Genomic DNA, 26,383 nt, shown 5'->3' on the forward strand with positions numbered 1-26,383 from the left:
TGCCGGTGGAACCGGAGGTGTAGATGACATACGCCGGGTGCAGCGGGTCGCGAGACGGTACGGCCGGGTTGCTCTCCGGGTGGCCTTCGGTGTGCACCGGTCCGTCGATGACCGTTACGGGCCGGGTGTCCTCCAGCATCAGCCGGATGCGTTCGGCCGGGTAGGCCGGGTCGATGGGCAGATAGGCGGCTCCGGTCTTGAGAACCGCCAGCATGGCCACGATCAGTTCGACGGACCGGGGCAGCCTCAGCCCGACGGTGCGCTCCGGCCCGGCGCCCCGTTCGATCAGCCAGTGGGCCAGCCGGTTGGCCCGGGCGTTGAGCTGGGCGTAGGTCAGCTCGGTGTCCTCACCGACCAGGGCCACCGCCTCGGGAGTGCGGGCCGCCTGGGCCTCGAACAGCTCCGGCACGGTGACCGGCGGCAGCTCGAGTGCGGTGTTGTTCCAGCCGGTGGTCACCTGCTCGCGCTCCTCGGCGGAGAGCAGGTCGATGCCGCTCAGTCGCTGGTCCGGGTCACCGATCACCGCGGTCAGCACCCTGCCGAGGCGGGACATCAGCGCCGCGATGGTGGCCTCGTCGAAGACTTCGGTGCTGTATTCGACGACCCCGCCGTGCTCGTCGAGGTAGAAGGACACATCGAACTTCGAGGTGCCCATCTCCACGAATTCGGCGCGCGACTCGACCCCGGGGAGTTCGAGGTCGCCGCGGGTGTTGTTCTGCCAGGCGAGCATCACCTGGATCAAGGGGTGGTGGGCCAGGGTGCGGGACGGGTTGAGCACCTCCACCAGATGCTCGAAGGGGATGTCCTGGTGGGCATAGGCGTCCAGGTCCACCTGCCGGACCCGGGCGAGCAGTTCGCGGAAGGTCGGGTCACCCGAGACATCGGTACGCAGCACCAGGGTGTTGACGAAGAAGCCCACCAGATCGTCCAGGGCCTCATCGGTACGGCCCGCGATCGGACTGCCAATGGCGATGTCCTCACCCGCGCCCATCCGGTGCAGCAGCGCCACCAGCGCCGCGTGCACCACCATGAACACCGTGGCTCCGCTGGTGTGCGCCAGCTCGGTCAGTCCCTGGTGCAGTTCGGCATTCCATTGGTGGGCATAAGTGCCGCCCCGGTAGGTGGCCACCGCCGGGTGCGGCCGGTCCGTCGGCAGTTCGATCCGCTCGGGCAGTCCCTCCAGGGTCCGCCGCCAGTAGTCCAGCTGCCGAGCCATGGTGCTCTCCGATTGGTCCGGAGAGCCCAGCAGTTCGCGCTGCCAGAGGGTGTAGTCGACGTACTGCACCGGCAGCGCCCTCCAGTCCGGAGCGCTCCCCCGCAGCCGGGCGGCATAGGCGGTGGCGATATCACGCCACAGCGGTGCCAGCGACCAGCCGTCAGCCGCGATGTGGTGGACGACCAGGACCAGCACGCACTCATCCGGTGAGGCAGCCACCAGCCTCGCGCGCAGCGGCAGTTCGCGGGCCAGGTCGAAGGAGTGGGCCACCGCGGCGTCTATCGCCTCCCGCAGTGCGGCCTCACCCTCGCTCTCGTCCCCGGATATCTCGGTCACGGTGAGCTCCGGCCGGGCCGCCGTGGTTTCGAGGACCTGCTGGTGCGGGGCACCGTTCCGTTCGGGGAAAACGGTACGCAGACTCTCGTGCCGGGCCACCACATCCGCCAAGGCGTCTGCCAGGGCGGACCGGTCCAGCGGACCGGAGAGCCGGATGGCGAAGGGGATGTTGTACGTGGGCGACGGGCCTTCCAGCCGGTTGAGGAACCACAGCCGGTTCTGGGCGAACGACAACGGCAGCCGTTCGGGCCGTGCCACCGGCTCCAGCGCCGGACGCTTGCGATCGGCCCCCAGGACCTTCTTGGCGAGCCCTGCGGCAGTAGGTGCCTCGAACAGCGCCTGTACGCCCAGATCCACCTGGAAGACGGACCGGATACGTGAGATCAGGCGGGTGGCGAGAAGGGAGTGACCGCCCAGATCGAAGAAGCTGTCCTCCACACCCACTTCAGGTACCCCCAGCAACCGCGCGAACAACCCGCACAGCACCTCTTCCACCGGCGTCCGCGGCGACCGCGACATCACACCGGACACAAACTCCGGCTCCGGAAGAGCACTCCGATCCAGCTTCCCATTCGCCGTCAACGGAAACTCATCCACCACCACAACAGCCGCCGGCACCATAAACTCCGGCAACCGCTCACGCATAAACTCCCGCACCTCACGCTCATCCACCACCGAGGAAGCCAGTGCATAACCCACCAACACCTCACCACGCACCACCACCACAGCCTGAACCACCCCAGGATGAGACGCCAACACGGCCTCAACCTCACCCAACTCAACCCGGAAACCACGCACCTTCACCTGATCATCCGCACGCCCCACAAACTCCAAACCACCATCCCCCCGCCACCGCACCACATCACCCGTGCGATACATCCGCTCACCCACCCCAAACGGACACGCCACAAAACGCTCCGCCGTCAAACCAAAACGACCCACATAACCACGCGCCACACCCGCACCCGCCACATACAACTCACCCTCAACACCCACCGGAACAGGCCTCAACCGCCCATCCAGCACATAAACCCGCACATTCCACAACGGCGAACCAATAGGAACCACCGACCCCACTTCACCCTCAGCCGACCACGACGTCGCATACACCGTCGCCTCCGTCGGCCCATAAGCATTCACCACCCGCACACCCGGCAACGCCGCCCGCACATCACCCAACACCCGCACCGGCAACGCCTCACCCGCAAACACCACCGCACCACTCACCCCACCCCGCAAAACCCGCCCCAACACCGACGGAACACCACTCACCAAACCCACCGGCACCCCGACACCAACCCGCTCCCCCACCGCCAAACCATCCCGCACCAACTCCACACAACCACCACACACCAACGGCCCCACCACCTCAAACACCGACACATCAAACGCCAACGACGTCGACGCCACCACACGCCCAAACCCCGAAACACCAAACTCCGACGCCGCCCACGACACCAAATTCACCACCGACCCCACCGAAACAACCACACCCTTCGGCCGCCCCGTAGAACCCGACGTATAAATCACATACGCCGCATGCAACAAACTACGCCCCGAAACAACAGGATTGGAGGACGGGTAACCGGAGACATCCACCAGACCATCAAGCACCAACACCGGCCGGGAATCCTCAAGCATAAAAGCAATACGATCAGCCGGATAAGCCGGATCCACCGGCAAATAAGCCGCCCCCGACTTCAAAACAGCCAACACCGCAACCACCAACTCAACAGACCGCGAAAGCCCCACCGCCACCACCCGCTCAGGCCCCGCACCCTGCTCCACCAACCAATGAGCCAACCTGTTCGCCCGCTCATTCAACTCCCCATACGACAACTCCACCCCCTCACACACCACCGCCAACGCACCCGGAGACCGCACCACCTGCGCCTCAAACAACTCCACCAACGACAACCCCGGCACCTCACGCACCGTGTCATTCCACCCCGAAACCACCAACTCCCGCTCCCGCTCATCGAGCAGGTCCAGCTCGCTGACGGGGCGTTCGGGCTCCGCCACGGCGGCTGCCAGCAGCCTGCCCAGCCGGGCGGTCAGTGCCTCCACCGTGGACCGCTCGAAGACATCGGTATTGAACTCGACCAAGCCGTCCAGGCCGCCGGTCAGGGACTCCGTCAGACCGAAGACCAGGTCCATGCGGGCCGTACCCGTATGGACCGGGAGGGTGACCGCCGATGACAGACCGGACAGGGTCAGTTCGGAGTCCGCCGCGTTCTGCCAGGCGAGCATGGTCTGGAACAGCGGGTGATGGGCCAGCGTCCGCTCCGGGTTCAGCGTCTCCACCAGGTGCTCAAAGGGCACCTCCTGATGGGCGTAGGCGCCGAGGTCCACTTCCCTGACCCGGTCGAGCAGTTCATGGAACGTCGGGTCACCGGAAACGTCGGTGCGCAGTACCAGGGTGTTGACGAAGAAGCCCACCAGATCGTCCAGGGCCTCATCGGTACGGCCCGCGATCGGACTGCCAATGGCAATGTCCTCACCCGCACCCATCCGGTGCAGCAGCGCCACCAGCGCCGCGTGCACCACCATGAACACCGTGGCATTGCCGGCGTGCGCGAGTTCCACCAGACCCTGATGCAGCTCCGCGTCCCAGTGGAAGTCCAGGGTTTCGCCCCGGTGGGTGGCCACCGCCGGATAGGGACGGTCGGTGGGCAGTTCCATCCGCTCCGGAAGTCCGGCCAGCGTCCGCTTCCAGTAGTCGAGTTGGGGTTCGAGGGACTGCGCGAGCCGGTCGCGTTGCCACAGGGTGTAGTCGGCGTACTGCACCGGCAGCGGCCGCCAGCCCGGAGCGGCACCCCGCAGCCGGGCGGCATAAGCGGTGGCGACATCGCGCCACAGCGGCTCCAGCGACCAGCCGTCGGCAGAGATGTGGTGAATCACCAGAACCAGGACGGAATCCTCGGCGGAGAGCACCAGCAGCTCGGCATGGACGGGAATGTCCTGCCCCAGGTTGAATGCATGCCGGACGGCCGAATCCAGGGCATTGCCGAGCTCCGCCTCAGTAATCTCGGTCACCATCAGGGCGGGTCGAGCCGCGCCGCCTGCCCGCACCTGCTGGTAGGGCATGCCGTCCTGGTCACTGATGACCGTGCGCAGGCTCTCGTGCCGGGCTGCCACATCGGACAGCGCCTCGCGCAACGCCTCCTGGTCGAGCGGGCCGGTCAGCCGTACCGCCAAGGGAATGTTGTAGGTGGCCGACGGGCCTTCCAGCCGGCTGAGGAACCACAACCGGTTCTGGGCGAACGACAACGGCAGCCGCTCGGGCCGAGCCATCGGCTCCAACGCCACCCGCGCCTGCCCGGCTCCGGCCACCACGCGCGCCAGCCCGGCCACCGTGGGCGCCTCAAACAAAGCCCGCACACCAAGCTCCACACCGAACGCCGAACGCACCCGGGAGATAACACGCGTCGCCAGCAGGGAGTGGCCGCCCAGGTTGAAGAAGCTGTCCTCCACGCCCACTTCGGGCACACCAAGAACATCGGCGAACAGCCCGCAGAGAATTTCCTCGGTCGGATTACGAGGAGCAAGGGCGGAGCCGGAGTCGAATACCGGCGCCGGAAGAGCGGCCCGGTCCACCTTGCCGTTGACGGTCAGCGGGAATTCCCCGAGCACTACAAATGACGAGGGAATCATAAAGTCCGGCAGTTGCCCGCCAGCGAACTGACGCAGCTCTTCGCCGAGTTCACCGGTATGCGCATCGGCCTTCGGTCCGACATAGGCGACCAGGCGCTGCCCCTGGTCCGCGATGACCAAGGCACGGTCAACGGCAGGGTGCCCGCTCAGAACGGTTTCGATTTCGCCGGGTTCGATCCGGAAACCACGGACCTTGACCTGCTCATCCGCACGACCGACGAACTCCAGCCGACCATCCCCCCGCCATCGCACCAAATCCCCGGTCCGATACATCCGCCCACCCTCACCAAACGGACAGGCCACAAAACGTTCCGCCGTCAAACCCGCACGCCCCGCATACCCACGCGCAACCCCCTCACCCACCACATACAACTCCCCCACCACACCCACCGGAACAGGCCTCAACCACCCGTCCAGCACAAAACAACCCACCCCATCAATGGGCCGCCCCAACGACGGCACACCGCCATCACCATCCACCGCGCCACACGTCACACTCACCGTCGTCTCCGTCGGCCCATACCCGACCACCAACCGACGACCACTCGACACCCACCGCCGCGCCAACTCCCCCGGACACACCTCGCCGCCCACCACCACACACGCCAACTCCGGCGCCCGCCCCACCGGCAAGGACGCCAGCACCGACACCGGCAACGCCACATGCGTCGCCCCACCCACCTCCAACGCCAATGCCAACTCATCCCCCACCAAACCCTCCGCCCCACCCAAAACCAACGCCCCACCCGAACCCAAAGCCATCACCACATCCCCCACCGCCACATCAAAACTGGGCGACACCGCCTGAAACACACGCGATCCCGCGCCCAGCCCCAACGCCTCCGCATGGGCCCGCACGAAACCCACCACACCCCCATGCGACACCACCACACCCTTAGGCCGCCCCGTGGAACCCGACGTAAAAATCACATACGCCGCATCCAACACACCACGACCACCCACCACAGGATTACCCTCCGGATAACCCTCAGCCACCACCGGCCCATCCACCACCAACCCCACACCCGCACCCTCCAACATCAACGCAACCCGATCCTCCGGATACACCGGATCCACCGGCAAAAACGCCCCACCCGCCTTCCACACCGCCAGCTCCAACACCACCAACTCCACCGAACGCGGAAGCTTCAACCCCACCACACACTCCCGCCCCACACCCCGCTCAACCAGCCAATGCGCCACCCGGTTCACCCATGCATTCAACTCCCCATACGAAAGCTCCACCCCACCACACACCACAGCCAACGCATCCGGAGCAGCCGCAACCCGCCCCTCAAACAACTCCACAAACAACCCACCCGAAGAACCACCAACCACACCACCCCACTCACCCAACACCCGCAACCGCTCCATATCGGAGAGCAGTTCCACCCTGCTCACCGGAATATCCGGATCGGAGACAACGGCCGTCAGCAGCCGGCCGAGCCTGGCGACCAGCGATTCCACGGTGGCCTGGTCAAAGAGGTCAACACTGAAATCGACAAGACCATCGACTCCGCCTTCCGCGCCGGAGTTCTCCATCAGGGTGAAAGCCAGGTCCATTCGGGCCGACTGTGTGCTCACCGAAAGGTGATCCGTGGAAACCCCGCTGAGCTCCAGCTGGGAGTCGGCCGTGTTCTGCCAGGCCAGCAGCACCTGGAACAGCGGGTGGTGGGAGAGGGACCGCGCCGGGTTGAGCACCTCCACCAGGTGCTCGAAGGGCACCTCCTGGTGGGCATAGGCATCAAGGTCGGTTTCCCTGACCCGGACGAGCAGTTCACGGAAGGTCGGGTCACCCGAGACATCGGTACGCAGCACCAGGGTATTGACGAAGAAGCCCACCAGATCGTCCAGGGCCTCATCGGTACGGCCCGCGATCGGACTGCCAATGGCAATGTCCTCACCCGCACCCATCCGGTGCAGCAGCGCCACCAGCGCCGCGTGCACCACCATAAAGACGGTGGCGTTATGTGCACGCGCCAACTTCACCAGGCCGTTGTGGAGTTCGGCATCCCAGTGGAAGGTGTGGGAACCACCGCGGTAGGAGGCGACGGCGGGGTAAGGACGATCGGCCGGCAGCTCGATGCGTTCCGGCAGGCCGTTGAGCGTCTGCTTCCAGTGGGCGAGCTGGCTCGCCAGCACGCTGTTCCGGTCGGATTCATCGCCGAGCAGCTTGCGCTGCCAGAGGGTGTAGTCAGCGTACTGCACCGGCAGCGACCGCCAGTCCGGAGCGCTGCCCCGCAGCCGGGCGGCATAGGCGGCGGCGATATCACGCCACAAGGGCGCCAGCGACCAGCCGTCGGCGGCGATGTGATGGAGCACCAGGACGAAGACGGACTCCTCCGGTGAAAGCGCCAGAAGCTCTGCGCGCAGCGGGAGTTCGGAGGCCAGGTCGAAGGGGTGGCGGATGGCTCGGTCCATCGCCTCGGCGAGCGTTTCCTCGTTGACTTCGGTCACCGTCAGGGCCGGCCGGGCGTGCGCGTCCTCCAGGATGCGCTGGAAGGGAGTGCCCTGGTCCTCGGGGAAGACGGTGCGCAGGTTCTCGTGCCGGGCCACCACATCCGCCAAGGCGTCTGCCAGGGCCGACGGGTCGAGCGGTCCGGTCAGCCGTACCGCCAAGGGGATGTTGTAGGTGGCCGACGGGCCTTCCAGCCGGCTGAGGAACCACAGCCGGTTCTGGGCGAACGACAACGGCAGCCGCTCGGGCCGAGCCATCGGCCCCAACGCCACCCGCGCCTGCCCGGCTCCGGCCACCACCGCGGCCAGCGCGGCCACCGTGGGTGCCTCAAAGAGGACGCGAACTCCGAGTTCCACTCCGAACACCGAACGCACCCGTGAGATCAGGCGGGTGGCGAGCAGGGAGTGACCGCCCAGATCGAAGAAGCTGTCCTCCACACCCACTTCAGGTACCCCCAGCAACCGCGCGAACAACCCGCACAGCACCTCTTCCACCGGCGTCCGCGGCGACCGCGACATCACACCGGACACAAACTCCGGCTCCGGAAGAGCACTCCGATCCAGCTTCCCATTCGCCGTCAACGGGAACTCATCCACCACCACAACAGCCGCCGGCACCATAAACTCCGGCAACCGCTCACGCATAAACTCCCGCACCTCACGCTCATCCACCACCGAGGAAGCCAGCGCATAACCCACCAACACCTCACCACGCGCCACCACCACAGCCTGAACCACCCCAGGATGAGACGCCAACACGGCCTCAACCTCACCCAGCTCAACCCGGAAACCACGCACCTTCACCTGATCATCCGCACGCCCCACAAACTCCAGACCACCATCTCCCCGCCACCGCACCACATCACCCGTGCGATACATCCGCTCGCCCACCCCAAACGGACACGCCACAAAACGCTCCGCCGTCAAACCAAAACGACCCACATAACCACGCGCCACACCCGCACCCGCCACATACAACTCACCCTCAACACCCACCGGAACAGGCCTCAACCGCCCATCCAGCACATAAACCCGCACATTCCACAACGGCGAACCAATAGGAACCACCGACCCCACTTCACCCTCAGCCGACCACGACGTCGCATACACCGTCGCCTCCGTCGGCCCATAAGCATTCACCACCCGCACACCCGGCAACGCCGCCCGCACATCACCCAACACCCGCACCGGCAACGCCTCACCCGCAAACACCACCGCACCACTCACCCCACCCCGCAAAACCCGCCCCAACACCGACGGAACACCACTCACCAAACCCACCGGCACCCCGACACCAACCCGCTCCCCCACCGCCAAACCATCCCGCACCAACTCCACACAACCACCACACACCAACGGCCCCACCACCTCAAACACCGACACATCAAACGCCAACGACGTCGACGCCACCACACGCCCAAACCCCGAAACACCAAACTCCGACGCCGCCCACGACACCAAATTCACCACCGACCCCACCGAAACAACCACACCCTTCGGCCGCCCCGTAGAACCCGACGTATAAATCACATACGCCGCATGCAACAAACTACGGCCCGAAACAACAGGATTGGAGGACGGGTAACCGGAGACATCCACCAGACCATCAAGCACCAACACCGGCCGGGAATCCTCAAGCATAAAAGCAATACGATCAGCCGGATAAGCCGGATCCACCGGCAAATAAGCCGCCCCCGACTTCAAAACAGCCAACACCGCAACCACCAACTCAACAGACCGCGAAAGCCCCACCGCCACCACCCGCTCAGGCCCCGCACCCTGCTCCACCAACCAATGAGCCAACCTGTTCGCCCGCTCATTCAACTCCCCATACGACAACTCCACCCCCTCACACACCACCGCCAACGCACCCGGAGACCGCACCACCTGCGCCTCAAACAACTCCACCAACGACAACCCCGGCACCTCACGCACCGTGTCATTCCACCCCGAAACCACCAACTCCCGCTCCCGCTCATCGAGCAATTCGATGTCGCTGACCGGCATATCGGGGTCGGCAGCCACGGCCGTCAGCAAGCGGCCCAGGCGTTCGGTCAGTGCCTCCACCGTGTTCTGGTCAAAGACATCCGTGCTGAACTCCACGACTCCGGCGAGGCCGGTCGGCCGGCCGGCGGACGTGCGGTGCTCCGTGATACTGAAGACCAGGTCCATACGGGCGGTACCGGTTGCCGCCAGCCCGCCGTCCGCCTGGAGGCCCGGGAGTTCCAGTTCAAATGCCTTCTGCCAGGCGAGCATGGTCTGGAACAGCGGATGGTGGGCCAGCGTCCGCTCCGGGTTGAGAACCTCAACCAAGTGCTCGAACGGCACGTCCTGGTGAGCGTATGCCTCCAGGTCCACTTCCCTGACCCGGGCGAGCAGTTCACGGAAGGTCGGGTCACCCGAGACATCGGTACGCAGCACCAGGGTGTTGACGAAGAAGCCCACCAGATCGTCCAGGGCCTCATCGGTACGGCCCGCGATCGGACTGCCGATGGCGATGTCCTCACCCGCGCCGGAACGGGCGAGCAGCGCCGCCAGCGCCGCGTGCACCACCATGAAGACGCTCGCCCCGGCTTCCCTGGCGAGACGCGCCAGGCCATGGTGCAGGTCGGTGTCCCACTGGAAGGTGAAGGAGCCACCGCGGTAGGAGGCCACCGCGGGGTAGGGACGGTCGGTGGGCAGTTCCATCCGCTCCGGCAGTCCGGCCAGCGTCCCCTTCCAGTAGTCCAGTTGCGGGGCGACGCTGTCGGCCAGCACCGTGCGCTGCCACAGGGTGTAGTCGGCGTACTGCACCGGCAGCGCCCGCCAGCCCGGAGCGGCACCCCGCAGCCGGGCCTCATAAGCGGTGACGACATCGCGCCACAGCGGCTCCAGCGACCACCCGTCAGAGGCGATGTGGTGAAGCACCAGTACGAGGACGTGCTCCTCGGTGCCAAGAGCGAGGAGTTCAGCGTGCAACGGGATCTCAAGGGCGAGGTCAAAGGCGTACCGGACGGCGGAGGCGACCGCCTCGTCCAGGCCGGCTTCGGTAACCGCTCTGGTCGCCAGGGTGGTTCGGGCCTCTTCGCCGTCGAGTATGTTCTGGTAGGGCGTGCCGTCATAGTCGCGGAAGACGGTGCGCAGGCTCTCGTGCCGGACCACCACATCGGCCAGCGCCTCCTGCAACGCGCCCTGGTCGAGCGGACCGGTCAGCCGCACCACCAGCGGCACATTGTAGGTAGCCGAAGGCCCTTCCAGCCGGTTGAGGAACCACAACCGGTTCTGCGCATGAGACAACGGCAGCCGCTCCGGCCGAGCCATCGGCTCCAACGCCGCCCGCGCCTGACCGGCTCCGGCCAGCACCCGCGCCAGCCCGGCCACGGTGGGCGCCTCGAAAAGCGCCCGCACACCGAGTTCGGCACCGAACGCGGAACGCACCCTGGACACCAGCCGGGTGGCCAGCAGGGAGTGGCCGCCCAGATCGAAGAAACTGTCCTCCACGCCCACTTCGGGCACACCAAGAACATCGGCGAACAGCCCGCAGAGAATTTCCTCGGCCGGAGTACGAGGAGCACGCCCGGTGGAGGTGGTGAAATCGGGGTCGGGCAGGGCCGCGCGGTCCAGCTTGCCGTTGGCGGTCAGCGGGAACTCGTCGAGCACCACAAAGGCGGCCGGAACCATAAACTCCGGTACAACGCCGCGCATATAGCCGCGCACCGAGGCCACGAAGGCGCCGATGTCGCGGGCCATGGCGGGGCTGCTGGTCAGCGAGGAGAGGCTGATGGCGCCTGCCGCGGGCGGCGGGCAAAGACCGGCCAGGGCGGCCTCCTGGTAGGCGCCTTGGGCGACGAAGATCGCGTCCAGGCCATCCTCGCGGTTGGCCGACCAGGTCAGGGTGACCCGGTAGCCAAGCTCCTCCCCCAGCTGGTGGAGGTCCTCGGGTTCGACACCGACGGCGTCCCCGTAGGTGACGGCCTTGAGGGCATCGCTCAGTGCGCCCTCGGCCAGCCGGAGCCGGGCCGTCACCTCGGCGGTGACCCGGCCGTTGGGGATGTCGCTCACCCTGAGCAGGTCGGGCCGTTCGGTGCTGAGGCGGTGGGCCAGGGCGTCGAGGCCCGTCAGCTCCGTTCCCCAGTCCAGGGCGGGAGTCCGGGTCACCTGAAGGAGGTTCTCGGGCTGCTTGCGCAGTACGGCGTCATAGCGGTGGCGGGAGAGTTCATTGTGGAACCGGCCGCGCTTGACGCGTATCTCAACGGTGTCGGCGCCCGCCAGGGCGGTGAAGAACTCCGGTGCGACCAGCAGTTCCTTATCCCGTACCAAGGACCGTTCCACCGCGGCCCGGACCGTGGCGGCATCGGTGTCGGCGTTGGCCTGCCGGAGCTGGATGGCGGTGTGCAGGGTGCGGGCCAACCGCAGGTTGCGGACGTCGCCGACGAACACCGCGCCGCCGGCGGCCAGCAGCTTCAGGGCGGATTCCACCACTTCGGCCAGATACTCGGCGCTGGGGAAGTACTGCACCACCGAGTTGATGACCACCACATCGAAGAATGCGGCGGGCAAGCCCTCCAGGTCGTGGGCGGGCCGGTGGCGCAGCTCGATCCGGTCGGACAGCCCGGGCTCACCGGCGAGTTGGGTGCGCAGCGCCTCGATCGCTGCGCCGGAAAGGTCCGTTCCCCAGTAGCTTTCGCAGTGCGGGGCGAGCCGGGAGAGCAGCAGGCCGGTGCCCACGCCGATCTCCAGCACCCGTCGGGGACGCAGCGAGCGGATGGACTCCACCGTGGCGTCCCGCCACTCCCTCATCTCCTCGACCGGAATCGGCCGGCCGTCGTAAAGGCTGTTCCAGCCGACGAAGTTCTCGCCCCAGGCAGCCGTGGCGGATCCGGCATACAGGTCGTCGTAGATCTGCTGCCATTCGCCAACCTGCTGGTCGTGTTCCTCCGGTTCGGTGGTCGCCGCGCCCACCACATAGCCGACGAGACTCTGTTCCCCGATGTGGTCGGGGCGGACGACGACCGCGGCCTGGGCAACCGCGGGGTGTTCGGCGAGGACGGACTCGACCTCGCCGAGTTCGATGCGGAAACCGCGGATCTTCACCTGGTCGTCCGCGCGGCCGACGAACTCCAACTGGCCGTCCGCGCGCCGCCGTACCAGGTCGCCGGTGCGGTACATCCGCTTACCGTCGGCGAAGGGGCAGGCCACAAAGCGGGTGGCGGTCAGCGCGGCGCGGTCGAGATAGCCGCGGGCCAGGCCGGCTCCGGAGACATAGAGCTCTCCCACGGTGCTGTCCGCGACCGGCCGCAGCGAGTCGTCCAGCACATGTGCGCCAAGGTCGGCGATGGCGGCGCCGATGGCGCTGGGCGCGCCGGAGACGGCCTGTTCACGGGTGAGTTCGGTGGCGGTGACATGCACCGTGGTCTCGGTGATGCCGTACATGTTGACCAGCAGCGGGGCACGGTCGTCATGGCGCTGGTACCAGCCGGCCAGGCTGCCCAGGTCCAGTGCCTCACCGCCGAAGACCACGGCGCGCAGACTCAGGGCATCGCCCAGTCCGGGGTTGTCCTGGTCGGCCCGCACCAGGCTGTGGAAGGCGGACGGTGTCTGACTCAGTACGGTGACCCGCTCGTCGACAAGGAGCCGCAGGAATTCGGCGGGCGTACGGCTGGTCTCGTACGGGACCACGACCAGTCGGCCGCCGTGCAGCAGGGCGCCCCAGATCTCCCACACGGAGAAGTCGAAGGAGTAGGAGTGGAAGAGGGCCCAGGTGTCGTCCGCGCCGAAGGACAACCGCTGCCCGATGGCGGTGAACAGACGCACCACATTGTGGTGAGTGACCACAACTCCCTTGGGATTGCCGGTCGATCCGGAGGTGTAGATCACATAGCAGGCGTTGTGCACCCCGGCCCGGGGAGCGGCCGGCAGGGTGCCCGGCAGGGTCTCCAGCGCCGCCAGCGTCTCGGGGTGGTCGGTCTCCAGGCGGGGGACGGTGCTCTCCACGGCGCCGTCCACCGTGGTCACCATCAGCACGGGAGCGGCGTCGTCGAGCATGTACCGGATGCGGTGGCTCGGGTAGGCCGGGTCGATGGGCAGATAGGCACCGCCGGCCTTGAGGACGGCCAGCAGGGCCACGACCATCTCGGCCGAGCGTGGCAGGGCCAGGGCCACCAGGCGCTCGGGGCCGACACCACGCCCGATCAGCAGCCGGGCCAGCCGGTTGGCCCGGGCATCCAGCTCCGCATAGCTCAGCCGCTGGTCTTCATGGACCACCGCCGTAGCGTCGGGCGTCCGGCGCACCTGCGCCTCGAAGAGCTCCGCTACCGTGAAAGGCGGCATCCCGCTCGGCAGCGCCTGGAAGTCATCGCGGGCACCGGACCACATAACGCTCAATCCCCCCATAGTGGTGTCTCTTCCCCCGTCAACTGGTTTTTTCGCATGCGAAATGCACCCGGTGACAAGGTCCAGAAATCCCACTCAACCACAGAGATAGACCGGCCTGGATGTGAGCAGCCCCACATCGCGCAGCGCTCGCTTCGGCCGGGCGAGCAGGTACTAGGATCCTGGATGAATCACTCCGGAATCGTTGTGGAGACACGCTGTGAGCAATCCGTTCGAAGACGAGAATGGCATTTTCCGGGTTCTGGTCAACCAGGAGGAACAGCACTCGCTGTGGCCGGATTTCGCCGAGATCCCGGCTGGTTGGCGGACCGTGCACGGCCCGGCCGGCCGCCAGGAATGCCTTGACTATGTCAATGAACACTGGACCGACATGCGCCCGAAGAGCCTGGTCGACGCCATGCGGGAATCCGCATCCTGAATTTCGGCTGATGAAGCAGAATATATCCGGCCCGCACCTCGTCTTTCGAGAGGCGCGGGCCGATTCTTTATATTCGCTGAATATCCGTCATCGCTGACGGCTTCGATGATTGGCTTTATGGGGCCAGGGCCTCCGCGCAAGGCACCGTAAGACGGTCCTCTATGGGGGTTACCGAATATGGGGCGGGGTACACGGAATTGGATTGTTCCATGCGGCGAGGAAGATCATGAAGCCGTTGATCCCGCCGGACCGGCCTGGAATCCAGCCAGCTGACCGTCTGGCCGACGCACCGTCTGGTTTCCGTAGCCCATTGTCTCCTGAATGGGCAGCGGGATGCGGCTCAGGCGGGCCAAGCGCGGGGCCCGATCTCCGCCGCCAAGGGAGGTACGCCCCTTGATATCGCCGCACCGGCACGTGCCCCTCAGTGCTTTCCTGCTTTCCGCAGCCGGCGCCCTGACCGGCTGTGGTGGTGGCTCGCCATCCGGTGACCTGGCACCGTCATAAGGCCACGGTCACTCAGAGCATGGCCGAGCGCCTTTTCCCCGGCGAAACAGCCGAAAGGTCATTCGTGCAGCTCAGCGACCACAGGCCACTCATCGCGGCAGGTCACCGCGTTCACTGGTCTCTTCCGGCAGACGTTCCCGAACCCGAACGGCTTCTACACGTACAGCGGCCTGGTCGCGGCCCTCAAGGCGTACCCGGGCTTCGCCAGCACGGGCAGCGACACGGTCCGCCGGCAGGAGGCCGCGGCCTTCCTCGCCAACGTCGACCACGAGACCGGCGGCCTGGTGCACATCGTGGAGCAGAACACCGCCAACTACCCCACGTACTGCGACCGGAACCAGCCCTACGGCTGTCCGGCCGGGCAGGCCGCCTACTACGGGCGCGGGCCCCTCCAGATCAGCTGGAACTTCAACTACAAGGCGGCCGGGGACGCGCTCGGTCTGGACCTGCTGAAGAGCCCGTGGCTCGTACAGAACGACGCGACCGTCGCCTGGAAGACGGCGCTCTGGTACTGGAACACCCAGCGCGGCCCGGGCAGCATGACGCCGCACGACGCCATGGTCAACGGCCGCGGCTTCGGCCAGACGATCCGCAGCATCAACGGGTCCGTCGAGTGCGACGGCCGGAACCCCGCGCAGGTGCAGCACCGGGTGGACAGCTACCGGCAGTTCGCCCAGATCCTCGGCGTCGCGCCGGGCGGCGACCTGTACTGCTGAGCCGACGGCGGGCGGACGCGGGGCGGTCCGCGGCGCTCCGGGCACCCACGTCCGCCCGCGTCCGCCCGCGTCCGTACGCTCAGCCGTCCCCCGGGCCGGCCGCCGCCCCGGTGAACCGCCACAGCACGTGGACGACGCGCACCACCCCGAGGACGGACCCCAGCACCGTCCCGGTGACCACCAGCGCCTTCCCGACGCCGGCGGGCAGGTCCCACACGAGAACCGGCCCGGCGACCGCCGCGAACACCACGAACCCCAGAAAGCACGCGCTCAACAGCGCGTATCCGATCTCGACGGTGACGGCGTCCCGCTCCGCCTGACCGCGCGTCCCACTCCCCATGCGCCCAGCCTCTCATCCCCGGTGGGCGCGTGGACGGTGTTCCCGGCCGGGCGTGGCCGGAACACGGCCGGCCGGGCTCCCGGCGGCGGGGTGGCGTCCGGGCTACCGTCGGCCGCGTGGAACTGCTGCTGATGTCCGACACCCACCTGCCGAAACGGGCCAAGGTCCTGCCGCCGGAGCTCCTCGGCCTCGTACCGCGGGCCGACGTGGTGATCCACGCGGGCGACTGGGTGGACGCCGCCACGCTGGACCTGCTGGAGGCGCGGTCGCGGCGGCTGCTCGCCGTGTACGGCAACAACGACGGCCCCGAACTGCGGTCCCGGCTGCCGGAAGTGGCGTACGCGGAGCTCGGCGGCCTGCGGTTCGGCGTCGTCCACGAGACCGGCGCCGCGCAGGGGCGCGAACGGCGCTGCGCGGAGCGCTTCCCCGATCTGGACGTGCTGGTCTTCGGCCACAGCCACATCCCCTGGGACTCCACGGCGGACGGCCGGCTGCGGCTGCTCAACCCCGGTTCGCCCACCGACCGGCGCCGGCAGCCGCACTGCACGTATATGACGGCCCGCGTCGCCGACGGCCGGCTCACCGGCGTACGGCTGCACGCGCTGCCCCGGCGAGTGTGACGTCTCCGTCCCCCGTCAGGACGTCGTCGCGGTGGCCGCGGCGTTGGTGTGGCGGATGGCGCTGCGGAGGTTGTTGGCGATGCGGACCGGGTCGCCGACGGCCCACAGGTGCAGGAAGAACAGCCGGGGTTCGTCGGTGAGCATGTGGCTGTGGAAGGAGATGATGTCCACGCCGCCGCGCCGGAGCGCCTTCATGGTGGCCGGGGCCTCCTTCGCGACGACGGCGATGTCCCCGTTGAGCAGCACCTTGCCACCGCCGACGGGCTGGAAGATCAACGCGGAGGTGGCGCCGGTCATCCGGGGCAGGACCCGGCCGTGGTCGGCGACGGTCTCCCGGCGGGCGAAGGTGACCTTGTAGACCCGGCCCTGGGCGCGTCCCCGGGCGCCGAGTGCCTTGTCGACGGCCGGCTGGTCCAGGCCCAGCACGACTTTCCGGGGAGTGCCCGAGACGGCGGGGGTGCCGGTGGCGTCCAGCGCCGCCCTCAGCCCCCGGGCCATGGTCAGCGGCTTGGTACCCATGGCGTGGAAGTGGACCCACCAGAGCGCCGGGCTGTGAGTGGGCAGATGCTTGTGCACGGACGTCTGCGCGATGCCGTGGGCGTTCAGGACGTCGAGCACCTTGCGCACTTCCCGCTCGGTCACCGCCAGTTCGCCCATCATCATGGTCTGCCGGTCGGGGTAGCGGATGAACGAGACGAACGACCCGATGGCCTTGACGTGGTAGCCCTTGCTGACCACGTCCAGGTCGGCCCGGGGGAACCCGATCCCGTAGGCCCGGCGGTCGACGAGTACGCCCTGGTGCCCCAGTGCCGTCGCCACGTCCCGCCAGTCGGACTCCCGGGTGACCGACGGCTCGATCCGCCGCGCGTGATGCGCGTCGCCGGGCCGCGCGGCCCCGGCCGTGAGCAGCACCGACAGCAGTACGGTCCCCGCCATCAGGGACCGCCGCGCCGCCCTCCGTCTGCCCTTGTCCGCGCCGTACAGTCGGCCCTGTCGCATAAAAAGCCTCCGCTCCGGTTGCCGTCCTCCCATCCCACACCGGGACGTTCGGGGCGGCGATACGGGAGCGCCCGTCCGGGGCAGCGGCTCCGCGCGCCGGATCGCCGGGGCGGTGTCAGCAGGACGCGCGGACGTACCCCCGGGAACCGGCGGGGCGGACGTCGTGGTCGCGGAGGGTGATGGACAGTTTTCCGCCCCAGGAGCGGCAGGCGGCGGTGAAGTCCTTCTTCACGTACTCGATGTCGAAGACGCGGCCGCCGTACGCCTCGCTGTAGTCGGGGCACTCCTTGTAGCGCGCGCACTCCTCGACGACGGCGAAGTCGAAGCCGATGCGGGTGCGCCGGGGCAGCAGGTCGGCGGTGTTCTTCTGGGCCACGGCCAGGTGCCTGCGGTGGGCGCGGGCGGCCAGGAGGCGGGCGAAGGCCTCCGCGTGCTCCGGGGTGAGCTTTCCGTCGGAGCGCTCGTAGGAGTCGAGGTTGTCCGGCTCCACCGCGTCGAAGCCGGCATCCGCGCAGCCGTCGATCCAGGGGCCGACGATCTTCATCAGGGCGTCGCGCCTGGCCGGGGTGGAGATGTCCAGCAGGGGCTCCTTCCAGTCCTCGTCGACGACCAGGTCGCCGTCGTCGTTCTTGAGGAGCAGGTCGGGGTGGCGCTTCTTCCACCAGTCGACGGCGTCGCCGGGCTGTGTCTGGAAGGCGTTGACGTAGCAGATGTTGTACATCCCGGCGGCGGGCCGGGCCGCGCGGTCGCGGGAGACGGCCCGTACGCCGACGGGCGGCGGGTAGGCGCCGCCGAGCTGGTAGTCGAAGGCGGTGTTCGCGTCCGGTACCCGGATCTTCTCCGGTATCCGTGCCTTCTCCGTGGCGTCGGCGCGCGAAGACGCCACGGAACCGGCGTCCTCGTCGGATCCGGTGGCGGAACAAGCCGTGACAAGGACCGTGGACAGGGCCATGACGGCGATTGCGGCGCGGGAGCGGAGAATCGTCACGAAGCCACCTTACGTTCCGGCCGTCGCCGGTCCGTCCGCGCGGGCCGCTACCCGATCTCCACGACCCGCGCCCAAGCCGGCGGTGCGTCAGGGACGTGGCCGGGGTCGTCCTCGTCCCACGACGGGCCCGCGTCCGGCCGCCGGAACAGGCCGACCACCGTCCGGCACGGTGGCCGGACGTCCGGCCACGGCGTCTGACCGTCCGTCAGGACGACGATGGCGTCGGGGCGCCCCGGGGCTTCGAGCGCCCTCGCGAACCCGGCCCGCAGATCGGTCCCGCCACCGCCCACCAGCGGAATCCCCTCGGCGCGGCAGAGAAGGTGCACACCCTGCGCCGCCGCGTCACAGGACACCACGGTGACCAGATCACGGCGGCAGCCGACGGCGCGGGAGATCGCGGCCACTTCCAGCAGCGCGCCGCCCAGTTCGGCGTCGCTGACGGAACCCGAGGTGTCGACGACCACCGTCACCCGGGGAGGCCGGCGCCGCAGGCTCGGCAGCACCGCGCCGGGGACCCCGGCCGAGCGGCGCGCCGGCCGGCCGTAGGAGTAGTCCTCGCCGGCGCCGGAACCGGTGGCGGCCGAGCGGACCGCCGCACCGAGCAACTCCCGCCACGGCTGCGGCGGGTGGAACACTTCCTCCGCCCAGCGGCGCCAGCCGCGCGGGGAGTCCCCCGGACGGGCGGTGATGCCCTGGGCCACCCGGAACCGGACCGCGTCCCGCTCCTGCTCGCTGAGCGCGTCCGCCCCTTCCGGTCCCAGCTCCCACTCCCGTTCCAGCCCGTCGGCGCCGCTGCCGCAGTCGAGCCAGGCCAGGTCGCGGTCGTAGCGTCCGAGGCCGAAGCGGCTCAGGTAGTCCTCCATGAGCTCGCCCTCGGGCAGCCCCAGAGCTGCGGGGACGACGGCGCCTTCCGGCCGGACCAGCCCGTCGCCGTACACGTCGTCGTTGATCTCGCAGTCCGCGGCGATGTTCATCCGCAACCGGTCGCCCCGGCCGGTCAGTCCGCGCTCCCGGGCGATCCGGTCGCCGCGCCCGTGGTGGTCGCGCAGCAGGTGGGACACCTCGTGCACCCAGACGCCGGCCAGTTCCCCGACCGGCGTGCCGGCGACGAACGCGGGCGAGACGTAGCACCGCCAGTACCGGTCGACGGCCATCGTCGGCACCCGCCACGACGCGACGGGACGCAGCGCGAAGAGCGCCGTCGCCAGGTAGGGCCGCACGCGGGCGGCGTACAGCCGGGCGGCGAACAGCTTGTCGGCGTCCAAGGCCTCGCGCGCCCAAGGGCGCGCGTGCAGTGTCCCGGGGGCGTCCGGCGTCACCCGTGCTCCGTCCCGTACGGGCGCCGGGCGCCGCGCGTTACCCGTACCGGCAGCAGCACCGAGGCCGGCGCTTCCCGCCGTACCCTCCCGACACCGCGCGTTCCCGGGACCGGACGCGTCCGGCACCGCCCGGACGGCGAAGGCGTCCGCACTCCCCCCTGCGCCGGAGGCTTTCGGCCCAACACCCGGACCGGAGGCGACCGACGGCGCCCGCGCCCCGTCCCGTACCGGCTCCGCGCGCCGCTCGTGCCCCGCACCGGAGACCTCCGGCGTCGTCGGTGACCCGGAGTCGTCCGGTGTCGTCCGCCTTCCCTTCCCGCTCATCGGCCGCCCCGCGCGCCGGTCGCCGCGCGGTGGGCCGCCCGGTCGGCCCGTCGGGAGAGGTTCACCGCTCCGGCCAGTCCCTCGATGGCCGCCGGAACGTCCCAGTCCGCGCGGCGCAGGGCGGCGAGGGTGGTGGCGGGGACGACCACCAGGTCGGGGGCGCCGGTCTCGGCGGCCTGGGCCAGGAGGGTCCAGGCCGCGTCCCAGCGGGACCGCTCGGGCCGTTCGCGGACCGCCGCCACCACGGCGTCGAGCACGGCCTGCCGCCGGTCGCCCCGCTCGGGAAGGACGGCGCCGGCGGGGTCGGCGAGGAGGCTCTCGGGGTCCGGGAGGTCCATCCGGTCGAGGAAGGCCAGCAGTTCGAGCCCGGGCCCGTCGCCGACCGTGCCCCGGACCAGCGAGGACAGCACGTCGCGGGAGGACCCGGCCGCCGTCGCGAAGGCGGTCAGCCGCAGCGCCGCCTCCCAGCTGCGGGGTGACGGCCAGGGGCCGCCCCGGCGGGTCTCGCCGGTGGGCAGCCGGTGGACGAGCGCGGGCCGTGCGGCGAGGAGCCCGCATACCGCCCGGCGGGCGAGGTCCACGGCCTCCGGCAGCCTGCCGGGGTCGAGCCGGGGCAGGACGGCCCGGGGCCAGGTTCCGCCGAGGCCCCGGACGACGGTCTCGGGATCGTGGGTCCACTGGAGGTGGACGAACCGGTTGGCGAGCGGCGCGCTCAGCTCCCAGCCGTCGGCGGCCGAGGCCCGCGGGTTGGCGGCGGCCACGATGCGGACGCCGGGCGGCAGCCGCAGGGCGCCGATCCGGCGTTCGAGGACGAGCCGGAGGAGGGCGGCCTGGACGGCCGGCGGGGCGGTGGAGAGTTCGTCCAGGAACAGCAGCCCGCGGCCCGCGCGGACCAGGCGTACCGCCCAGTCCGGCGGGGCCATCGGCACGCCCTGTTCTGCGGGGTCGTCCCCGATCACGGGCAGGCCGGAGAAGTCGGACGGTTCGTGGACGCTGGCGATGACGGTGGTGAGCGGGAGGTCGAGGGCCGCCGCGAGCTGGGTCAGGGCCGCGGTCTTGCCGATGCCCGGCTCGCCCCACAGCAGGACGGGGAGGTCGGCGGCGACGGTGAGGGTCAGGGCCTCCAGCTGGAGGTCGGGGCGCGGTTCGGTGGTCGTCTCGCGCAGCAGGGCGAGCAGGGCGCCGGCGACGTCGAGCCGGGAGGCGTCGGAGGGATCGGAGAGGACAGCGGTACGGCTGGGCATGTGGTTCACCTGGGGGTGCGGGGCCGGGAGGGCCGATGGGTGAAGGAGGCGATGCCTGAGGTCAGTCGGGTGAAAAGGCGGTGCCTGAGGTCAGTTGAGGGTCGCGTGCCGCGGGCGGGCGCGGCGGTCGCGGGGCCGGGCGTACGCGCCGACGCGGACGGGCGCGGGCCCGGCGCCCGTCAGGCCCGCCCGGTACATCCCGTGCGCGATCCGCCGGCGCGCGGCCGTCTCCAGGGCGTCGCGCAGGGGTCCGTCGCGCAGCGCCGCGCCGGCCCCCAGCAGTCCTTCGACGACGGCCAGCGCGCCCGCGGTGTCCCCGTGGTCGAGGCGTTCGCGGACGCCGGTGAGGCAGTCGGGCCGGCGGTGCGCCTCGTCGACGGCCTGGAGGCAGGGCAGCGGGGTGCCGGTGAGGGCGGCGAGCAGTTCCTCCCGCCGGAGGGTGTCCGGATCGTGGTCGAGCGGGACGAGCACCCCGTCGACGAGGCCGATGCGGTGTGTCGTCGGCCCGCCTCCCCCGTCGTCGCGGCACTCGACGAGGTGGAACCGGCCGGCCGCTTCCGGCTCCCGGGGCGGGGCGTCGGGGACCCGGCCCGGTACCAGGGCGGCGGCGACCAGCGGGTGCAGCCGGCCGGCCTCGACGGCCCCGGCGCGGAGCAGTTCGAGGTCGGGCGGCACCCAGGTCGCCGCGTCGGGCAGCACGGGCAGCGCGGTGATGTCGGCGCGGGCCGGCGCGGGGGTGATCCGCGCCGAGGGCGGCCCGTCGCCGTCCGCGACGACGTCGAGGAGCAGCCGGCGCCGGGCCCCGCACCGGACGAGGACGGTCCCGGCGGACCGGCCCTCGGCGCGGAGCAGGAGCGCCGCCTCCTCGGCCCACCGGCCGACGGCGGGACGCGGCCCGTGCGGCGGGCCGCCTGACGCGTCCGGTACGGGGTGGGGGCCAGCGGAGGGCAGCCCGGCGCCGGACCGGATCCCCAACTCACCGGATCTGCGGGCGTCCCACAGGTGCCGGTGCAGGTCGAGGCGGAACCGCCGGTTCGGGCGCGGGTGGGGGTGGGAGCGCGGACCGGAAGGCCCACCGGGCTCGGGACGGGTGCCGTCCCACAGCGCGAGGCTGACGCGCTGGCCGGCGTCCGCCCAGGCGGGCGCGGTCCGGGCCACCAGGTGCACGGCACGGCCGGCCGGGGTGGTGTGGCGGGCCAGTGTGAGGGTGAGGCCGGGGCGCAGCAGCCCGTCGGGGGCGATCCTCGGCAGGTGCCAGCGCAGCAGGTCGGGTGCCAGGTGGCGGAGGTCGGTCCGGATCCGGGCGGCGAGTTCCCGGCCGTGGGTGCGGGCCGTGGCCCGGAGGTCCAGGTCCACGTCGAACCCGGCGGCGGCGCACGCCCCCGCCCAGTCCCCCGCGCGGCGGCGGGCGGTGGCGGTCTCGATCATGGTGGGCGGCACGGCGAACTCGCGCACGCGCGGCCAGAAGGAGAGGTGGGAATCCCCGTTCGCGAGATGAGTGCCCATCAGCGCTCACCTTGCGCGGACGGGACCCCCGATCTGTGTGAGGAGTAAGTCGTCATCACGATGATCGTATGGCCCGTCGGGCGGCGGCCGCCAGGGAATTACACGCCGCCTCGGGGAACGGCCGGTCCGCTCCCGTGCGGGACGGACCGGCCGCGGGGCGCGTCCGGTGCGGTGCGCGCTTGCCGGGTGTCGCTCAGGTGCGCACCATGAGCCACGCGCCGACGCCGTTGCAACCGGTCGACGAGAAGGTTGTGTTGCGGTACCCCGGCGGGATGGGGGAGCCGGAGCAGGCCCACATGCGGTTGCGGATCTGCTGCTGGTACCAGGAGCCGATGCCGTTGCAGCCGGTGCGGTTGTAGTTCGTGGTGACGTAGCCGGCCGGGATCGGGGAACCGGCGCAGGTCCAGCGACCGTCCTGGGCGAGCTGGTGGTACCAGGCGCCGATGCCGGTGCAGCCGTTGCGGTCGTAGTTGGTGATGACGTAGCCGGACACGATCGGCGAGCCGGAGCACGTCCAGATCCCGTCCTTGACGGGCTGCTGGTACCAGGATCCCGCGCCCTGGCAGCCGTTGCGGTCGTAGCCGGTGATGACCCAGCCGTCCGGGACCGGAGCCCCCGAGCAGGACCACTTGCCGTCCCGGGCGGCGGCCTCGCCCGCCGTCACGCCGGTGAGGCCGGCCACGAGCAGCGCGACCGCAGCCACGGCGGCGGCGATCCTGCCGCCCAGGGTCGTCCGGTCGGTTCCCGGCGTTCTGGAAGCGAGTCGCCGCAGGCTCCACCATGGCCGGAATTGCCTGTCCATTTCCCACCGATCCCCTCGTCATGCCCATATCAGGGCTGTCGTCGGCGGTAAGGACATCGGAGCGGGACGGGAATGTCATCAGGCCCGACGGGGATGTGAGAAGTGCATCACCGCCATCGAACACATGCGCGAGCGAGAGTGCGCGTGGTATCCGGTCAACGGCTCGCGGGGACCCGGCGGAGGGCGGCGAGGAAGGCGTCCGGCGACTGCGCGCCGCTCACCGAGCTCCCGTCCTCGAAGAGGAACAACGGCACGGCGCGCACGCCGAGTTCGGCGGTGGCGCGGAAGTCAGCGGCCACCCCGGTGTCCGCGTCCGCGTCGACGCCGCTCCGCGCGGCGACGTCCCGCAGGACGGCCGGGTCGGCGACGTTGCGGCCCTCGGTGAAGTAGGCGTCGAACAGCAGGGCCACGGCCCGCTCCCCCGCACCCTGGGCGGCCGCCCGCGCGATGAGGTCGTGCGCCGGACGGGTGTTGACGAAGACCGCGCGGTCGAAGCGGACGTCCAGACCGCTGCGGGCCGCCACCGCCGTGAACTCGGCGGTCCGCTCCTCGGCCGCCGGCCCGAAGACCCGGCGGTGGACCTCCCGCAGGGGCTCACCGTCCGTCGGGGCGTCCGGGGCCACCTGGAACGGCAGGAACCCGGTCTCCACGGCCCCGCCTTCGGCCCGGAACCGCTCCACGGCCCGCAGGTAGTGGGTGAACCCCAGGAACGACCAGGCGCAGGCGACGTCCAGCACGATACGGACCTTCATGACGGTGAACTCCCTTGAAGCGGGTGGCGGACGCTGTCCCGGTACGTCCCGACGCTACGGCGGCGGCGACCGGGGCCGCATCTGTCGGATGACGGGGTTCGTCCGCCCTGGTCACGGCGCCCTGGTCACGGCGTCTCGGGTCACGACGCCCTGGCGCCGGGGGCGTGGTGGCGACCGGCGGGCCGACGGCGACCGCCGCACCGCCCGCGAGCCGTGGCTCGTGGGCGGTGCGGCGTCGGCACTGCGGGGGGGGGCGTCAGCGGGTGGGCACGGAGGCCGGCGTACGTCGCGTGTCGGCGGGGGCCGTGGCGGCGGTCCGGGCGGCGCCGCGGACGCCCACCGCGCTGAGGAGCGCCGCGACGGCGAGGGCTCCCCCGGCCCAGAGCAGCGCGGCGCGCAGTCCGGGGACGAGCTGCCCGGCGGTGCCGTCGCCGACGAGCAGGCCCATCACGGCCACGCCGAGCAGTCCGCCGATCTGGCGGGAGGCGTTGAGCACACCGGAGGCGATGCCCGCGTGGGCCGGGTCGGCCGCGCCGAGCATCGCGTTGGTCATGGCCGGTACGGCCAGGCCGAGGCCGATGCCGGCGACGAGGAACTGGGCGACGACGGCGGCGTAGGAGTGCGCGCCGACGGCGGGGGCGGCGGTCAGGTAACCGAGGGCGGCGAGGGCGCTGCCCAGGACCAGCACCACCCGGGCGCCGAGGCGCCGGACCAGCGGGCCGGAGGCCAGGTTGGCGGCCATGATGGCGGCGGTCATGGGCAGGAAGGCCAGACCGGCGACACTGGGCGAGTATCCCCACGCCTCCTGGAAGAAGATGCTGAAGACGAAGATGAGGCCGTAGAAGGCGAAGTTGAGCAGGGCGCCGATGAGCGTGGTGGCGGTGAACGTCCGGTTCCCGAACAGCCGCGGCGGCAGCATCGGGTCGGTGCCGCGCCGCTCCACCGTGACGAAGCCGGCCAGCGCGACGGCGAAGACGGCGGCGCAGCCGAGCACGGCCGCCGAGGACCAGCCACGGGAGTTGGCCTCCACCGTGGCGGCGGTGAGGGCGCCCAGGCTGACGACGGCGAGCAGCTGTCCGGGCAGGTCGAGGGAGCGCCCGGCCGTGATGCGGGCGGTGGGGGCGGGGCGGGCGTCGGCCCGGGCGAGGAGGATGCCGACGGCGGCGAGGGGCACGTTGACGTAGAAGACGGACCGCCAGCCGAGCGCGTCCACCAGCAGGCCGCCGATCACCGGGCCGAGCGCGAGGGCGAGGCCGCCGGCGGCGGCCCACAGGCTGATGGCGCGGGCGCGCCGGGCGGGGTCGGGGAAGCCGGCGTTCACGAGCGACAGGGAGGACGGCACGATCATCGCGGCGCCCACGCCCTGCGCGATCCTGGCCGCGATCAGCACCCCGAGCGAGGGGGCGGCGCCGCAGGCCAGCGAGGCGGCGGCGAAGAGGCCGAAGCCGCCGACGAAGATCCGGCCGGGGTGGAAGCGGTCGCCCATGGCGCCGGCGGTGAGGAGGAAGGCGGCGAAGGTGAGGGTGTAGCCGTTGATCACCCATTCGAGGCCGGAGATGCTGCCGCCGAAGTCGCCGGCGAGCGCCTTCGTGGCCACGTTGACGATGCTGACGTCGAGGATGACGACGACGAAGCCCAGGCAGGCGGCGAGGAGGGTGAGGGCGGGACGGTCCGGTCGGGGTCCGGACGGGGGCTGGGTGGGTGCCATGGTCCTTCTCCTTGCCTCGGCACAGCGGTGGAGCGGGAGGGGGTCGCGGAATGCGGCACCCCGGCTAGAGTGTTCGTCGAGAGGCGAACAATCAGGAGTGTACGCACG

At 70.1% G+C, this 26,383-nt stretch carries 12 protein-coding genes and 1 pseudogene (1 of these 13 running past the window's edge); 3 read left to right on the forward strand and 10 right to left on the reverse strand.

The window, feature by feature from the left end:
* Nucleotides 1-14,026 carry the 5' portion of a non-ribosomal peptide synthase/polyketide synthase gene (locus K7I03_RS00620; RefSeq protein WP_449657234.1) on the reverse strand. 8,822 nt of this gene lie to the left of the window's left edge, so 14,026 of the gene's 22,848 nt are visible here — the first part of the coding sequence; the start codon lies at nt 14,024-14,026; its stop codon lies off the left edge, out of view.
* 208 nt (nt 14,027-14,234) lie between these two features.
* Here K7I03_RS00620 and K7I03_RS00625 point away from each other — a divergent pair, with 208 nt between their 5' ends.
* Complete coding sequence (locus K7I03_RS00625) at nt 14,235-14,453, forward strand: MbtH family protein (protein WP_185945113.1); 219 nt, start codon at nt 14,235-14,237, stop codon at nt 14,451-14,453.
* 626 nt (nt 14,454-15,079) lie between these two features.
* A pseudogene (locus K7I03_RS00630) lies at nt 15,080-15,673 on the forward strand (chitinase); the annotation flags it as partial.
* Between the two features lie 79 nt (nt 15,674-15,752).
* Here the strand turns inward: K7I03_RS00630 and K7I03_RS00635 are convergent.
* Nucleotides 15,753-16,013 (reverse strand): DUF6332 family protein, encoded by a 261-nt coding sequence (locus K7I03_RS00635; RefSeq protein WP_185945114.1) that lies wholly within the window; start codon nt 16,011-16,013, stop codon nt 15,753-15,755.
* A gap of 116 nt (nt 16,014-16,129) precedes the next feature.
* Between K7I03_RS00635 and K7I03_RS00640 the strand changes: the two genes are divergently transcribed.
* The gene (locus tag K7I03_RS00640) at nt 16,130-16,633 is read left to right on the forward strand and encodes a metallophosphoesterase family protein (protein ID WP_185945115.1); all 504 of its coding nucleotides are present in this window, start codon (nt 16,130-16,132) and stop codon (nt 16,631-16,633) included.
* 15 nt (nt 16,634-16,648) lie between these two features.
* Here the strand turns inward: K7I03_RS00640 and K7I03_RS00645 are convergent, their stop codons facing one another.
* From K7I03_RS00645 to K7I03_RS00680, 8 genes are all read right to left on the reverse strand, one after another.
* Nucleotides 16,649-17,632: an LppY/LpqO family protein gene (locus K7I03_RS00645; protein ID WP_185945116.1), complete on the reverse strand. Its 984-nt coding sequence runs from the start codon at nt 17,630-17,632 to the stop codon at nt 16,649-16,651.
* A 115-nt stretch (nt 17,633-17,747) separates the two neighbouring features.
* Nucleotides 17,748-18,620, reverse strand: a complete 873-nt coding sequence (locus K7I03_RS00650; RefSeq protein WP_224346795.1) for an endo alpha-1,4 polygalactosaminidase — start codon at nt 18,618-18,620, stop codon at nt 17,748-17,750.
* A gap of 47 nt (nt 18,621-18,667) precedes the next feature.
* Entirely contained in the window at nt 18,668-19,939 is a 1,272-nt protein-coding gene (locus K7I03_RS00655; RefSeq protein ID WP_224346796.1) for a vWA domain-containing protein, read from the reverse strand.
* Between the two features lie 320 nt (nt 19,940-20,259).
* Nucleotides 20,260-21,507: an AAA family ATPase gene (locus K7I03_RS00660; protein WP_185945117.1), complete on the reverse strand. Its 1,248-nt coding sequence runs from the start codon at nt 21,505-21,507 to the stop codon at nt 20,260-20,262.
* 90 nt (nt 21,508-21,597) lie between these two features.
* Nucleotides 21,598-23,013, reverse strand: a complete 1,416-nt coding sequence (locus K7I03_RS00665; protein WP_185945118.1) for a hypothetical protein — start codon at nt 23,011-23,013, stop codon at nt 21,598-21,600.
* A 193-nt stretch (nt 23,014-23,206) separates the two neighbouring features.
* Complete coding sequence (locus K7I03_RS00670; RefSeq protein WP_224346797.1) at nt 23,207-23,716, reverse strand: hypothetical protein; 510 nt, start codon at nt 23,714-23,716, stop codon at nt 23,207-23,209.
* Between the two features lie 254 nt (nt 23,717-23,970).
* A complete protein-coding gene (locus tag K7I03_RS00675; RefSeq protein WP_185945120.1) occupies nt 23,971-24,567 on the reverse strand; it encodes a DsbA family oxidoreductase in 597 nt (198 codons plus the stop codon).
* A 256-nt stretch (nt 24,568-24,823) separates the two neighbouring features.
* Nucleotides 24,824-26,275 (reverse strand): MFS transporter, encoded by a 1,452-nt coding sequence (locus K7I03_RS00680; RefSeq protein WP_185945121.1) that lies wholly within the window; start codon nt 26,273-26,275, stop codon nt 24,824-24,826.
* Nucleotides 26,276-26,383 lie beyond the last annotated feature (108 nt).

The sequence above is a fragment of the Streptomyces mobaraensis genome (genome assembly GCF_020099395.1).
GTDB lineage: Bacteria > Actinomycetota > Actinomycetes > Streptomycetales > Streptomycetaceae > Streptomyces.